At 34.1% G+C, this 16560-nt stretch carries 8 protein-coding genes; all 8 read left to right on the plus strand.

Annotated elements, in window-relative coordinates:
- Position 1: 1 nt before the first annotated feature.
- The 8 genes from VQL36_RS02195 to VQL36_RS02230 all read left to right on the plus strand — a co-directional run bounded on the left by VQL36_RS02195 (position 2) and on the right by VQL36_RS02230 (position 16509).
- Entirely contained in the window at positions 2-2014 is a 2013-nt protein-coding gene (locus tag VQL36_RS02195) for a DUF5693 family protein (protein WP_349247742.1), read from the plus strand.
- Positions 1990-3126: a polysaccharide pyruvyl transferase CsaB gene (gene csaB, locus VQL36_RS02200; protein ID WP_349247743.1), complete on the plus strand. Its 1137-nt coding sequence runs from the start codon at positions 1990-1992 to the stop codon at positions 3124-3126. Before VQL36_RS02195 ends, csaB begins: the two co-directional genes overlap by 25 nt.
- Position 3127: 1 nt before the next feature.
- On the plus strand, positions 3128-3889 hold the full coding sequence (locus tag VQL36_RS02205; protein WP_349247744.1) for a WecB/TagA/CpsF family glycosyltransferase: 762 nt from the start codon (positions 3128-3130) through the stop codon (positions 3887-3889).
- Between the two features lie 58 nt (positions 3890-3947).
- Positions 3948-5048 (plus strand): MraY family glycosyltransferase, encoded by a 1101-nt coding sequence (locus VQL36_RS02210; protein ID WP_349247745.1) that lies wholly within the window; start codon positions 3948-3950, stop codon positions 5046-5048.
- A gap of 317 nt (positions 5049-5365) precedes the next feature.
- Positions 5366-9364: an S-layer homology domain-containing protein gene (locus VQL36_RS02215; RefSeq protein ID WP_349247746.1), complete on the plus strand. Its 3999-nt coding sequence runs from the start codon at positions 5366-5368 to the stop codon at positions 9362-9364.
- A 342-nt stretch (positions 9365-9706) separates the two neighbouring features.
- Positions 9707-12565, plus strand: coding sequence for an S-layer homology domain-containing protein (locus tag VQL36_RS02220; RefSeq protein WP_349247747.1), 2859 nt, complete (start codon positions 9707-9709; stop codon positions 12563-12565).
- A 293-nt stretch (positions 12566-12858) separates the two neighbouring features.
- Positions 12859-15744 carry an S-layer homology domain-containing protein gene (locus VQL36_RS02225; protein ID WP_349247748.1) on the plus strand — a complete coding sequence of 962 codons (2886 nt, stop codon included), beginning with the start codon at positions 12859-12861 and terminating at the stop codon, positions 15742-15744.
- Between the two features lie 264 nt (positions 15745-16008).
- A complete protein-coding gene (locus VQL36_RS02230) occupies positions 16009-16509 on the plus strand; it encodes a hypothetical protein (protein WP_349247749.1) in 501 nt (166 codons plus the stop codon).
- Positions 16510-16560 lie beyond the last annotated feature (51 nt).

Consider the following 16560-nt stretch of genomic DNA (forward strand, 5'->3'; position numbering starts at 1 on the left):
ATTGCTAAAAACACTTACAAACATGAACCCTTTCATGAAAAAAGTTCTTTGGATTCTTGTGGTGATTGGTATGATTGCCGCAGTCCCATTGGGAATGGTCCGTTTTGCTGCAGAAGATACGTCTAATCAAGTTGAAGTTGTTTTAGATTACAAAGACATTTTACAAATAGCAGAATACGAACCTAACCCACAAAGTTATATTGAAGACCAATTAACAAAAATCAAAGAAGCGGGTATTACTTCCCTCGCTGTATTTGAAAGCAATTTAGCAGATTTAGAATCGAGCGGGCGAATAGAGTTATTTTCCTCGTATGAAGCATCATTAATTGAAGGGGTTCAACCAGACCCGAATGAAAACTTCACTTATGTATTGTTTCCCGATGTGGTCACAGACATTAAAATTCGTCCAATTATTGAACAAGCTTTTAGGCAGTTAGATATTAACGTGCGTGATTGGAACCTTCTTGATCAAACAGGCATGGTCATTGAATCTTCAAAAGCAACTGCAATTATTGAGCCGATGGATCCTGATCCCATGATCATGGACGAATTAACGAAAGCTGGATTTCAAATTGTTGTACGGATATCGGATAACAGACCGTATGATCCAGTACATATGGAAAAGTTGATGGATCAGTTTAGCAAACAAGGCGTGTTTAGAATTATTTTTACAGGTAGTGCTGTAACTGGTTATGAAGAAGAAGCAAACCAAGGTTCTTTAACACATATGTCTGAACTTATGAACAAGCACCAGATAGGATTTGCAATAAACGAGTTTTCTGCCAAAGAAAAAGGCTTGAATCAATTAGCCTATTTAACGGATTATAACGTCGTACGTCTTCATTCTATTTTAGATGCAGAATCCTCCGTGTTATCTCCAACTAAAATTTCGGATCGACTTGTATTAGCAGTCACGGATCGAAATATCCGAATGATTTATTTAAATGTGAATATTCAAAAAGACGAGTTGAAAGCGGAGGTTACCAATTCATTAGGCAATATTTATGAAAGTTTAACAGGACCTGATGGAGCGATCCAACGAATTCAGGATGAAGGATTTCAAATTGGTATCACTGAACCGTTTGTATATGGAAATGCAGACTGGCAAAAATTCGCAAAACTTATTTTGTGGGTTGGAGCGGTTGCACTCATAGCAATAACGATATCAAGGTTCGCACCTATCTTGCTAACACCGATTTTTGTATTCGGAATGATCGGTTCTGCTGGATTATTTGTTTTAAACTCATCCCTTTTATTACAGGCGGCAGCGCTAGGTGCAGCTATTTCAGCACCAACCTTAGCGATTATTACAGTAATACGACAGATAAGAGAAGAATCTTTGCAGGTCGTGTCACCGATTAAATCGACTTTTCTTTTATTTATAACGGCAACAGGAATTTCACTTATCGGAGTATTTTATGTGGTCGGGCTATTGAATGCACCTACCTATATGCTCGTTTTAGAACAATTTAGAGGAGTAAGCGTGCTTCATCTTGCACCTATCTTTTTGGCTTTTGTATATTATATGTTTTATGGAAAAGAAGGTGGACTTCGAAATATCTTCAAGCAAGCTAAGAATTTATTTATGATGGACTTAAAAGTAGGTTATGTGATTATAGCAGTGTTCATCGCAGGAACAGCCTTTTATTACTTAACTAGAACGGGGAATAGTGGGCAAGTTTCTTCCATTGAATTAGTTTTTAGATATTTTCTAGAAAATGTACTTGGAGTTAGACCTCGATTAAAAGAATTTGGTTTAGGTCATCCAATGTTATTGTTGGGTTTATATTTTGCTTTAAAATACAGAAAAGGGCTATTACTGCTCATTGTTGGAGTCATAGGACAATTATCAATTGTTGATACTTTTGCTCATTTACATACTCCAATGTTAATTTCAAGTATTCGTGTTATATATGGTTTAATTTTTGGCGTAATGATCGGTTTAATACTGATTATTATTTGGGAAATGCTAGTAAGGAGTTGGAAAAAGTGGGGTCCTCTGTTAGAAGATTAGTCATCTCAGGATATTATGGATTTAATAATAGTGGGGACGAAGCGGTATTAAGTTCCATTTTAGCAGCATTAAGAAATCAATCTGCTCAAACTAACGTTCAGATTGAACCGATTGTATTATCTGCTAATCCAGTTCAGACAGCACAAATGTATGGTGTAGAAGCTGTGCATCGCATGAAACTGAAGGAAGTATTTACAGCAATTCGAAAAAGTGACGGACTGATTAGTGGTGGAGGGAGTTTGCTGCAAGATGTCACAAGTAACAAAACGATTCCTTATTATTTAGGTATTCTCAAATTAGCGCAATGGTTAGGAAAACCCACTTTTATTTATGCTCAAGGTATTGGCCCCATCCATAAGCCATTATTTCATAGATGGGTGAAGAAGGTTTTCGAGCGTTGTCATTATATTTCTGTTCGAGATACGGCATCCTTTGCACTTTTAAAGGAGATGGGCTTGAAAGAATCACAGATGGATCAAGTACCAGATCCAGTTATGGGCATGTCAGTACCAATACAACAAGAAGATAACAAGGTATTGCCCGATGAAAAACAGCCAAAAGTGATTGGTGTTTCTGTCCGTTTTTGGAATGAGGATCGATCAGAATTAAATAAAATAGCGAAGGCTATAAAAATACTTCGTGAAAAAGAAAATGTAATCATTAAAATGCTTCCATTTCATATGCCACATGATCGGGAAGCTTCTCTCTATATCCTTCACCAAATGGGGTTAACGGATAAAGAACTCCCAGAGGATATCCAAATCTTTTATGGAGACAACCCTACGGAGATGTTCAAAGAGGTAAGTACATGTGATGTATTGATCGGTATGAGATTACATTCATTAATATATGCAGCGAATAATTACGTTCCTATGGTTGGTATTTCTTACGATCCAAAGATTGATTTATTTTTAGAACAGATGCAGATGACTGCTGTGGGTAGTACAGAGCAACTGGATGAAAATCAAATCGTTGAAAATGTACAAAAGCTTATGTTAGAATATGAAGGTTGGTTATTAGAAAAAAAACCTCTAATTAACAATTTAAAGGAAATGTCCCAAAAACCAGCGCAACATATTGGTAATTTCTACGTATATAAAGATGGTGAGTGATATGGATAAAACTCAAACAAAATTTCCAACTGTAACCATGTATGGGATTGACGTTTCCAAGATGAACATGAAAGAAACTGTTCAGTATTTAACAGAAGCCATACAACATAAAAAAACACATCAAATCATTACAGCAAATCCAATCATGTTCATGGCAGCTTTAAATGATGCAACATTTGCAAAAGCAATGCAAAGTGCAGAGTTGGTAGTACCAGATGGTACTGGACTAGTATGGGCGGCAGATTATATTGGTCAACCAGTGAAGGAAAGAGTCCCGGGGTTTGACTTAATGTTTGAATTGCTAAAGGTTGCAAATGAAAAGCAATGGAAAGTGTATATGTTAGGAACAACGGCTGAAGTGATTCAAAAAAGTTCAGAAAAGTTGAAAATGCAATTTCCTAATGTTCATTTCGTAGGTGCGCGTGACGGATACTTTTCGGAAAATGAAGATATGCAAGTGGTTGAAGACATTCGTAAGCTTTCACCGGATCTCTTGTTTGTTGCTAGATCTGTTGACACGCAGGAGCCGTGGATATATAAATATAAACATAAGCTAGATATTCCTGTTATGATGGGTGTAGGTGGAACTTTTGATATTATTGCTGGCAAGCTTAAACGTGCACCAAAATGGATGCAGAAACTTAGGCTCGAATGGTTTTATCGATTGCTGCAACAACCTTCACGTTATAAAAGGATGCTAGATTTACCTAAATTTGTTTTTAGAGTGAAAAAAGATAAACATATCATTACAGAAAAAAGATAGACTCTCTTATAGAGGTTGAACACACATATATAAGGGAGAGAGGAGGAAATACCAACCTATGGTTTACATTTTTGCAACAGTATTCGTCATTGCCATCGTACTATCCTTTGTAATGACACCCTTTGTTAGAAAGTTTGCAATTTTGGTTGGAGCTGTAGATCAACCGAATCATCGAAAGGTACATACATCCTTAATGCCACGTTTAGGTGGATTGGCTATATATATTGCTTTTGTATTGACCTTAGGGATCATGTTACCTATTTTAGTGAAAATAGGTGTAGATGTGCAGTTTAATGCTGTTTTTGCGATTTTAATAGGAGGTTCAATTATCGTTTTACTTGGGGCTTTTGATGACAAGGTGGAAATATCTCCGAAGGTAAAGCTGTTAGGACAAATCATCGCAGCCTGTATTGTTGTTTTTGTTTTTGATTTGAAAGTATCATTTCTTACGTTACCATTTGGGGAAGCGTATAACATTAACGGCTGGCTTAGTACCTTTATCACATTATTTTGGATTATCGGTGTAACAAATGCCATTAATTTAATAGATGGTCTGGATGGATTAGCCGCAGGTGTTTCAGCTATTGCAACAGCTACGTTATTAGTATTAGCGATTATGATGGGGAACGTAACAGTTATCATTTTAAGCTGTTTATTGCTTGGAAGTATTTTAGGGTTTTTATACTTTAACTTTCATCCTGCAAAAATCTTTATGGGGGATTCAGGATCGTTATTTTTAGGTTTTGCTCTAGCTACCTTATCCATCTTAGGTTTTAAGCAAGCAGCCATCGTATCCTTAATTGTTCCAATATTAATTTTAGGTGTTCCATTATCTGATACCTTTTTTGCAATCGTTCGAAGAATTGTGAAAAAAGAACCCATCTCTATGGCAGATAAAAGTCACCTGCATCATTGCTTATTGCAAATTGGTTTAACACATCGTCAAACAGTACTTGCAATCTATGGTATTGCGATTACATTCGGTTTTAGTGCAATCATTTTATCACAAGCTAGTTTATGGATTCTTATACTGACCGCAGTTATATCTATTTTGTTGATCATGGCTGCACAGAAGTTAGGACTCATTCAAAAAAGAGAAAAAACTGTGTTTCGTTCTGTTGTTAATATGACCACTCAACTCCTAGGATTAAAATCATAAACTATACTCAAAAAACTAGAATAAAAGTACAATAGAAATTCAAATAAAAGGGTATAGGTTTTGGCTTACTAAGCCATTACCTGTACTCTTTTTAATAACTTAACAAAGCTACCACTAATGAAGGATTCGACTACTTCTACGAGAAGCTTCGATAGGAGCTTTTGTTCACTTCCCTTTCTTCCTTTTTTTAAAAATAATTATTGTTAAATTCAACTCTTATCACTAAATTTTTTTACCATTTTTACCGATATACATAATATTAGTGTGTTTTATCACATGTAAATTGTACGAGCTACTTAAAAGGAGAGAGAAACCAGATGAAATCAATCAAACGTTCGTTAAGTATTATCATGATTTTTGCCATGTTGATTGCTTTGCTTCCACCGCTTGGAAGTACATCTTATGCGGCAGTTAATTTGGAGATTCAAGGGTACCCAACATCAGATCAAAGACCATCCAACCCTTATTCAACGATACAAGAGTTGATAGAACTTAGAGTAGGTTATACACAAATAGATGATTCGGATTTATCTGATTTATATTATGTTATTGAAGAAGTGAACACAGGTATTTCTAATGAAGTCAAGAACAATCCTCCTGAAAAAGATGGTGTGGGATTTGTTAAATTTAGCGATATTCAATTATACGAGGGTTTAAATAAGATCACAGTTAAACTGGATTCAGGAACAAACCCACAATCATTACCAGCATGGATAAATTACACAGAGATTACGACAGTAAACGAGTTGACGATAGATGAAAGACAGTTCATAAACGGTATGATAGTGCCATTAGAGAATCGAGCCTCTAATGACAATACGATTTTTATTGAAGGGATTGCACCAAACGCTACCTCACTATTCGGTTATACGACGTTAGACCCTTTAGGTGTATATGCTAGCTTTTTCCGTCCAGGAACAGGTCAATTTTCATTTTCAGCAGGGGAAGATGAAAGTGAGGATTTACATTTGAGACCTGGTGACAATGAGTTGAAAATACTTGCATCAAGTGCAGATACAACATATAACACGAAAAGAACATTTGTATTTAATAATGGAGATAACTTCATATATAACACTGAGGTATCAGAAGCATCAAATCTAAACGTTCCTACAGAATCTATGTTATTCAAACAACCGACCTTTAGCGCAAGTGCCAATGCAGATGCATATGCAATTAATTTTTCAACAGATGTAAAAATAAATAGAAATGATGCTAGTCCAACACATGATAAATTAAACATTGAAATTGATGGTACTGACGAAACACATGAAGTGGCTTTAAGCATTGATGAAAGTATTCCAACTTATAGCTACTCTATAGATGGCGGTGTTGCTGTACCGATTTCAGATGATGACATTGAAATTGAAGATGAATATTACTTAATCAGAAACATAGAAATAAACGGTATACTCCTTAACCACGGTGAAAATGAACAAACATTAACAACAACGTTTCTTCCGAGTCAGACTGGATATTCACAAAATGCCTTGGACTTCATTTTTTATTTTATAAACGAGCAACAGCCTTTTGTAAAAGAAGTATATGAAACAATTTCATCTACTAAGTTATTCAGCGGAATTGAAATCACTGTTTTAACGGAATCTCTTTTGTTGGATGTTGTTACTGAAAAAGATGCTAGTGGTGTGAAGGTGTATAGTGTAGATTCCTTTGGCCATGCAATATTATTAACTAGTTCTTCTACAGAATCTCAAAATACAGAGCAAGCATATACTGTAGCCTTGGACAAGGATGATTTGCCTGAAGGTAGAAGCACCTTAAAATTTGTTCCGTATCAGGAAGATGATCAGGGAATCCAAACTGACTTTGAAGTAGGCTCTAAGGAGTTTGAAATTAATTATAATCCATCTCCATACGTTTACTTAACTAATATTTCTAAAGCACAGGATTTTAGTTCAATTAATGAGCCAGGTGGTATTGGTTCAGATGGAAAGGGTTTTCCAGGACCAATTTTTCAAATCAAGCCAGTGAACATTCCAGAAAGTCAATGGGGAGATATTAGAATTGTATTTAATGATCATGTAGATAAAATACGAGATATAGATAAACATTTAGATGATGGTAAGTTTGAAGAATTTCACTTTTATTTTGGTGATAGAACAGATGGTGATGATTTACGTGAGGATTGGCAGCTGCAAAATGGACTAAATGAACTTCTTATAGAGGTATATCCGGAAGGCACTTTGAATGGTACTGACCCAGGGTTAACAGAACCTATTACTACATTTAAATATGAGATGTTTTATTATACTTCTGAATTGCCTGAGGTTTTATTATTAGAAGTTGATAAAGATTTCTTAGATGATTATTACTATGTACAAGAAAGCAATTACCGTTATTATACACAAGAAACAAAGCTTCAATTTAAAAGCTCAGTTGCCAGCGCAAATGAAGTTGAGTTTAGATTTAGTGGGATAAATGAAGAAGGAGAATATGAGCAGTATAGAGAGTTATTCTTATGGGATGGTACCAATTTTAAGAGAATGTCCGAAAGTGCGTATGAAGCAAAATACGGTACGGAGCAAGAAGTAGGGTATAAATATGAGGACTTGATCGATGAGAATGGAGTGAAGAAAGATTCTATTCCTCCAGACTCTACAAGTGGTTGGGCTACATTCACCTCTGAAGTACTTGATCTTGAAGGAACGGGTACTTTCGCTGTAGAAGTAATTTCAAGAAATGAAAATGGATTAATAAATACAAGAACGATAGAAATTGGAAGAGACCCTGCTACTTTTGTAGTCCATTATCCAACTATTGATCCTGTAACCAAAACTGGTTTTGTGAATGGAAATTATACAAGAATTTATGTAGAAGCTGAAAATGCAGATAAAATTATTTATGATAAGAAAAAAGAAGTGACAAAAACAGAGGTCATTGAGTTGGATGGGGAAGATTATGACTTATTTGTATTTGAAATTAATGATTTGAAAAAAGGAGATAATAAAATAAAGTTTACTGTCGTCAGAGGTTTACAGGAAGATGAAGCTGAAATTATGTTAATTAATGCGGATACACCTGTGCCTGGGGCAGAACACAAAGAAAGTATCTCTAAGCGAAAAATTGATGCATTTGATAAATCAGTTGAGTTATCTTTTCCTAAAGGAACTATTTTACTTCAAAATGAAGCAAAAGGAGTTCAAGCTTTATCTCCAACCAGAGATATCCTATTAGCTATTGCAGATCCAGATGATGGAAGAGTAAATAAAGTATTACATCCATTCTTCGGAGAGGATTCTAAATTTAATAATGTGAATGACAACTTTGTTAGAATATTTGAAGATCCTGCAGAAAGATTTAGATCGATTAGCGACTTGTACTGGATTGATGGGGGGATGGTTTCCTCAATAGAAGACCAGCAAGAAATATTATATGGCAGCGGTATTTATCCATATGAGGATGGGCAAGAATTTTATGATCGAGATGTTTCAGAAATAGATGAGCAATATGTTCCATCAAATCCAGGTGAATTAACGTTAAAGTATGATCCAAATGTAGTACAGTCTGCCTGGAGATATGTGACAGTATTCCATTATGGTTATAATGTTGATTATCTAGATAATGAATCATACGAGTGGATTAATCTTGGAGGTGTTGTAGATCAAAAGAAAAATACGATTACAGTACCGTTTACTGAATTTGGGTATTATGTTGTCATGTACATGAACGAGTCATTTGATGATGTAATAGGACATCCATGGGCTAAAAATTATTTGGATACTTTATATTCTAAAGGAATTATGAACAATAGAGCATCAAGTACTCAGTTATTTGAACCTGATGAACAGATCAGCAGAGGTGAGTTTACTTCTTTAATTGTAAAAGCATTTGATCTTCCTTTAAATTATGAAGGTGACCGAACGTTTGTAGATGTAAATAATAGAACATCATCTTCAGATGGGTTATATGAATATAAGTATATTGAAACTGCAGCAAGAGCAGGTATAGTAAGAGGAAAGATAGATGATCAATTTTTACCTGATTTAAATCTGACTCGTGAAGATGCAGCAACGATTGTCGCAAGAGCTGCTAATTTAAGATTAGATACAAATGAGATTAAAGTAAATACTGCCTTGAATAAAGTCTTTATTGATGCTGAAGATATTAACAACTATGCAAGGGCTTCTGTATTGGGTGTATACAAGGAAGAAATTATCCAAGGTAAGAAAGTCATTTCTGATTCAAATGCAAAAGAAACCTATTACTTTGATCCACAAGCGAACATGACTCGTGCTGAAGCTGCAGCAATTGTTATGCGCATCTTATTAAACGATAAGAAAATACCGAATTTATAAATGCATTAGCATATATATATTGTTCCAATAAGCAAAGCACTTATTCATGGTGCTTTGTTTTTTGCACTTTGAGGAAATTCTTCATCTGAATTCACGATGTTTAAGCTTTGCTTAAACGAGTTCACTTTATTCATTTTTTGGTTAATTTACTGGAAAATCTTTATCAATGACTTCGTGAATAATTTAAGATATACTGATTCCTGTAGCCGATTGATAGAAGGCAATACACTAGACTTGATAGATTGTATAATATACTACAATATATCAATGTGTATCCGTATCAATCATTTTTCTACTTACTCAATTTTTTAGCTCACACTCTGGAAAGGGGGTGCATCTTAAATGAGGATAACGAGCTCTCATGATTTAATGTCATATGACAGTAAATTAAATAACCAAACTAAAACACAACATCTAGGAGGAGACACAAAGGTTATGAAAAAGAGTTTATCATTATTAGTTGCAATCGCTATGGTGTTCTCAATGTTCGCATCTGTGGCATCAGCGGAAGAAAAGACAACTGAAGACAAGTTTTATGAATTAAAAGAATTAGGTATTTTTGATGGATATTTAGATGGTTTGCCACACCTTGAAGACAACATGACTCGTGAGCAAGCTGCAAAAATTATTGCTTTAGTATTTGGACTTGACATCGATGAATCAGCAGAGTCTACATTTTCTGATGTAACTTCTGATCGTTGGTCAACTAAATATATCGAAGCATCTGTAAAAGTTGGAATTATTGAAGGTATGGGTGACGGTACTTTTGCTCCTACATCAAATGTAACAATTGAAGAATTTGCTAAAATGTTAGCTGTAGGTTACGCTGACCTGACTAATGTTGAACTTGACGAAGAAGCAACAGTAGACAATGAAAACATTAGTGAATGGGCACAACATTATATTGCAGCTGCATTAGACTTAGGTTTAATCGCTGAATATGAAGATTACACAATTGATGCAGACCGTACTTTCTTAGTAGATTCTGCTTACACAACTTATGAATCTGTTGAAGCATTTAAAGCAGTTCCACAAATTAAGTCAGTAACTGCACTTAATCTTGTAACAGTAGAAGTTGAATTTACAAATGTTAATGGATTAGAAAAATCAGATTTAGAAGATGAATCTAATTATGAGTTGACTGATTCTGATGACAATAAATTAGCAATTGATACTGTATCATTAGACGGTACAACATTAACAATGACATTAGCTAAAGCAGCACCTAACCAAGAAACAGCAACTTTAACAGTTGATGCTGGTCTACTTGGTACTGAAGAAGATGTTGTAATTGAAAATATTAAATTCTTTGATGCTGAAATTCCAGTAGCTGAAGAAATTGAACTTATTGGTCCTAATAAATTCAGAGTTCATTTTAGTGAACCAATGAATCCAGAAATAACAGGTCATGAAGTTGAAGTTGAAGATGGAGTATATGGAGTTCTTGGTTACACATTTAATGGTAAAACTGTAACTGTAGAATTAAGTGTAGATTCTTTAAATGAAGATGACTACAAAGTTGTAGTAAAAGGTTTTGAAGACTATGCTGGTTTTAAAGCTTTAGATAAAACATTTACTTTAAAGTATGTAAAAGTAGATTCTGTACCAACTGCTGAAGTGAAAAATGCAACTCAAACTTCTGTAGAAATTCAATTTAACAGACCATTAGATGTAGATGTAGAAGAAGATTTTGAAGAATATTTCTACCACACATTTAGCTCTTATAACCCACAAGAAGTTACTTCTTCAGACAATCAAACATTTGTATTAGATTTTACTAACAATCCACTTCCAGAAGGTTCAGTAAAAGTTGTTGTAGATGTTGATGCAAATGATGAAGTTCTAGCTGACGAATGGGGCAATGAGATAGTAGATAACATTGTGTTCTTCGTAGATATTAATGCAGATAAAACAAAACCAGTTGTTAATAAGGTTGAAGCTGGTAGCGATGAAACAATCGTTTTAGTTTACTTTAGTGAAGATGTAACTAAAGAGTCTGCAAAAGACAAAAATAACTATGAAGTAAAAGATGCTGACGGTGAAGTTGTAGATATTGACGATATTGAATATACAAACACAAATAATGAATATGTAGCAGAATTAACTTTTGATGATGAATTATCAGGAAAATATACAGTTAAAATTCAGGACATTGAAGATAAAGCACTTGAAACAAATACACTAGAAACAGTAACAGTTGACTTTACAGTTAAGGATGTTAGTGGTATTGACTTAGCAGCTACAGAAGTTGTGGGAGTTGATACTGAAGGTGAAGGTGAAAAGGATTATATCTACTTGACATTTCCAGAAAAAATGGCGACTTCTGGTACGTATTCTGTATTAGATAAAGATAACTATCTTTTAGATGGTGAGCAATTATCTTCTAATGATAAAGTTGAATTGTTTGGAAATAGCAGTAAAGTAAAAATTACAATTGCAGACAATAGTAAAGTGATTACTGATTCTAAAATTATTATTGGACGTGTAGCAGATATCTCTGGTAACACTAGTAAGTTACTTTCAACTGAATTACCTATCGATGCAGACGAAGCACCTGAAGTACATTTAGTAAAAACAATTGATGAGAAAACAATTGAAATTACTGTAAACAAAGCATTAAAAACTGTTTCTAGAACAGGGTTTGAAATTACAAAAGGTGAAAATAATAAAGATACTTTAGCAGCAGTTTCTTATGAAGTTAAAGGAAATGAAACAATTATTACTGGTACACTTAAGGCAGCACAGCAATTAACTAATTCTGGTGATGTTGATTTCACAGTAACGGTAGTTGCAGATAAAATCATGTCAGAAACAGGTAACTATATGGCAGCTGGTGATGTATCACCTGAAGACATAAAAGATGGCTTTGCTCCATCTCTTGTAGATAATGGAATTACTCAAAAAGATGTAGAAAATGCTAAAGTTGTTATCGTTGACTTTACAGAAGCAATAGTAGTTCAAGATGAACAATTATCATTAGCTTCAACTGATCTTGTAATTATTAATGCTTCTAAAGAACAACTGACAGCTGGTATTGATTATACTGTTGCCGTAAATGCTGATGGTAACTTAGAAATCACATTAAGCAATAATGAATATGCTGATGAACTTGAAATTTCAACAATAGAAAAAGTAAATTATATTGCTGATGGATCAGGCAATGTAATCGAATCTTTTGATAAAGAAATTACTTTACAATAATAAGAGAAGTTTAAGAGACTTCGTGTTTATTAAAACACGGAGTCTTTTTTTATTTTTTAAAAAAGTAACGCAACTTTTTTAAAAATTTTGCGTTTAAGAATTAGTAAGATATTTTCACAGAGAAACTTTTGGTAGCATTTCACAAAAAAATGTCTTTACGATCATGAACAGGCGATGTATAATGTTAGGGGTATACATATCTATTAATGTGGTTTGCTAGTTTCTGTAACACAATGTTACAGACTTACAATATTAAATAAAACAGCTCAACTCTAGAAAGGGGGTGAATGATGATGAGAGAAAAGAGCTCACATGATTCAATATCTAACTCTAGTAATTACAAACAAACGAATGATATTCAAGGAGGAGAAACAAAGGTTATGAAAAAGAGTTTATCTATATTATTAGCAATTTCAATGGTCTTTTCTATGTTCGCATCTGTAGCGTTTGCTGCTGAAGATGAAATGACTACTGAAGAGAAATATGAAGCGTTAGAAGACAAAGATATTTTTAACGGGTATGATGATGGTTTACCACATCTTGAAGACAACATGACTCGTGAGCAAGCTGCAAAAATTATTGCTTTAGTTTTTGGTCTTGAGGATGCAGACGCAGAAGAGCCTACATTTTCTGATGTAGCTTCTGATCGTTGGTCTTATGGATTTATCGAAGCGGCAGCAGCTGCAGGAATTATCGAAGGTGTTGGTAACGGCGCTTTTGATCCAAAAGCAGAAGTTACTATCGAACAATTTGCAAAAATGCTAGTTGTTGGTTATGCTAACTTAACTGGTATGGAATATGACGAAGAAGCAACTGTTGACAATGAAAACGTAAGTGCTTGGGCACAACCGTTTGTTGCAGTAGCATTAGATTGGGAGTTAATTGCGGAGCAAGAAGATTACACAGTTTCCGCTGATCGTGCTTTCTTAGTAGAAGCTGCGTATGCTACTGACACAGTAGTAGTTGCTTATACTGATAAGCCTCAAGTAGTTTCTGTATCTTCTCCTAACCTTGTAACAGTTGAAGTTGAACTGAGCAATGTTAACGGGTTAAATGCAAGTCAATTAGAAAACGAAAAAAATTATGGTTTGAAAAATTCTGATGATGAAAGCATTGAAATTGGTTCTGTTTCATTAGATGGTACGGAATTGACAATCTCATTAGCAGAAGTAGCACCTAACCAAGATTCTGGTACATTAACAATTGACGCTAAAGTTCTTGGAACTGAAGAAGATGTTGTAGTTGAAGACATTGAGTTTTTTGATGCAGAAATTCCAGTAGCAAAAGATATCGAACTTATTGGTCCTAACAAATTTAAAGTGTTATTCAGTGAACCATTAAATCCTGAAATTGACGATGCAGAAATTGAAGTTGAAGATGGTATTTATGGAGTAGTTGGATATACTATTGAAGGTAATGCTGTAACGGTTGAATTAAGTGTTGATTCTTTAAGTGAAGGTGAATATAAAGTTGTTGTAGCTGGTTTTGAAGACTATGCTGAATTTAAAGCATTGAAGAAAAAATTTACTTTAGATTACAAAAAAGTTAAATCTGTTCCTACAGCAGAAGTAACAGACGCTTCTCAAGTATCTGTAGAAATTACTTTTGACAGACCACTTGATGTAGATGTAGACGATGCAGATTTTGAAGAGTATTTCTATCATACTTTTAGTTCTTATAATCCAGCAGAAGTAACTTCTTCAAACAATCAAAAATTTGTATTAGATTTCTCTAATAACCCACTTCCAGAAGGAAAAGTGAAAGTAGTTGTAAACTATGACGCTGATGAAGAGTTAGAAGATGAATGGGGTAATGAATTAGTTGAAAATCTTGAGTTTTTTGTAGAAATAAGTGCAGATAAAACTAAGCCAACTGTAACAAAAGTTGTAGCTGGTGACAGTGAGGAATTTGTATTAGTTCACTTCAGTGAAGATGTAGTCACAAAATCAGCAGAAGATGAAGATAACTATGTAGTTAAAGATTCTGATGGTGATGAAGTAAGCATATATGACATTGAATATACTAATGATAATAACGAATATATCGCAGAAATAGAATTTGTTAATGATTTATCTGGTGACTACACTATCGAAATTAGTGATGTTGATGATAAAGCACTTGAAACAAATACTTTAAAAACTGTAACATTAAGTTTCTCTATGAATGATAAGTCAGCTATGTCCTTGGAAACTGCTATAGTTGAAGGTATTGATGGAGCTTCCGATGAAGAAGATGTAATTTACATTACTTTCCCAGAAAAAATGGCTACTTCAGGTGAGTTCTCTGTATTAGATAAAGATAATTATCTCTTAAATGGAGAACAATTAGCTAGTAAGGACAAAATCTCATTATTTGGTGATTCTAGTCAAGTTAAAATTGTTGTTGAAAATGGAAACGCTCAAGAAATTGAAGTTTCAGATCCAGCTGATGCAGTTGAATTGACAATCGCACGAGTAGCTGATGCTGCTGGAAATAAAACTAAAAAGTTAGCTCATACTTTTGATGTCGGTGAAGTTAAAGCACCAAAAATTACTGCAATTAAAACAGTTGATAAAAAAACAATTGAAATCACTGTTGATAAGCCGTTAAAAACAGTTACTAAAACTGGCTTTAAAGTAACAAATGGTACGTCAGACACACTTGCTGCAGTTTCTTATAAAATAGACGGAACTAATACGATCATCACAGGTACTCTTAAGGCTGATCAACAATTAGCTGATTCCGGTGATATCAATATTGAGCTTGAAGTTGATGCAGAAAAGCTGAAATCATTTGATGGTAAATATATGGAAAATGATACTTATGGTGATGATCCTGGAGAAGATATTACAGACGGATTTGCTCCATCATTAGACAAAGATAATGTCAGCGTAAATAAAGCAACCAAAGAAATTACATTAGACTTTACTGAAGACATTAAACTTCTTAATGATTTAGCTGCTATAGACTTAGTTATTAAAGATCATAAAAAAGATGAATTAACAGCAGGTATTGATTATACTGTTTCTGTAGATAGTGGAAACTTAGTTATTAAATTAGAAGCTTCTGGTTCTTATGGTTCCCATGAAAAAGAACTTGAAATATCTACTGTAGATAAAGTGAAGTACATCACAGATGATACACCTTCAGCTAATAAAATTAAGGCTTTTGAAGATGTAGAAGTAGACTTTGCTCCTTAATTTATTGTAATACTTAAGAAATATAAAATAGAAACCTTGGATGATTTATGATTATCCAAGGTTTTTTTTCATCATTTAAGAATTTATTTTTCAAAATTCTAAGTTTCAACAAAAGATACCACAAATGAAGGATTCGGTTCTACGAGAAGCTCTGATAGGAGTTTTTGTTCTGTTTAGGAATATAGAAAAATCATTTCGCAACCTTCCATTTACCAATGAGTATAATATTATATTAATATACATACCCAAATCGGAGGAAACGCAATGAAAAAACACATAACAAAAATAGCTTTATCAGCTCTATTGCTAGGAGGGGGATACTTAGCTGGGGCCTCAATCCCGTCCTTAGCAAACACTTTCACTTCTCAACAACCAGGATCAGCAAATGATCCACTAGTAACTAAAAGTTATGTAGATGAGACAATTGGTAAATTGATTGAACAACAATTATCCGGTGTAGATTTATCAACAATAGGAGGAGGATCATCAGCATCATCATTGGAAGTTGTAAAATTACAACCGGGACAAGCTTTATATCCTAATGTTGGGACAGAAATAATAGTTAGAACTGGTAAAACAGTCGCTTTTAGTGATACAAGCAACGGGTTAGCAGATGTCACTGGTGCCAAAGATATTTTAAACGGAGTAGCTGTTGAGAATAACCATCTATTAATTAATCCTGGTGAAGGTCGTGGTATTAAACCCCATGAGAGTGTAGATTACACAATTTATGTGATGGTTCGTGGAGGGTATACTATTAAATAAAAAGGCTCGTATGGGTCTTATTTCATGCTCTTATAATACACTTCCATTAAT

The sequence above is a fragment of the Chengkuizengella sp. SCS-71B genome (genome assembly GCF_040100845.1).
Taxonomy (GTDB): domain Bacteria; phylum Bacillota; class Bacilli; order Paenibacillales; family KCTC-33759; genus Chengkuizengella.

What these genes read in the sequence shown, in the direction of transcription:
- VQL36_RS02225 (WP_349247748.1), top strand. Translation starts at nt 12,859, where the DNA reads ATGAGAGAAAAGAGCTCACATGATTCAATATCTAACTCTAGTAATTAC.
- VQL36_RS02210 (WP_349247745.1), top strand. Translation starts at nt 3,948, where the DNA reads ATGGTTTACATTTTTGCAACAGTATTCGTCATTGCCATCGTACTATCC.
- VQL36_RS02230 (WP_349247749.1), top strand. Translation starts at nt 16,009, where the DNA reads ATGAAAAAACACATAACAAAAATAGCTTTATCAGCTCTATTGCTAGGA.
- VQL36_RS02205 (WP_349247744.1), top strand. Translation starts at nt 3,128, where the DNA reads ATGGATAAAACTCAAACAAAATTTCCAACTGTAACCATGTATGGGATT.
- VQL36_RS02220 (WP_349247747.1), top strand. Translation starts at nt 9,707, where the DNA reads ATGAGGATAACGAGCTCTCATGATTTAATGTCATATGACAGTAAATTA.
- VQL36_RS02215 (WP_349247746.1), top strand. Translation starts at nt 5,366, where the DNA reads ATGAAATCAATCAAACGTTCGTTAAGTATTATCATGATTTTTGCCATG.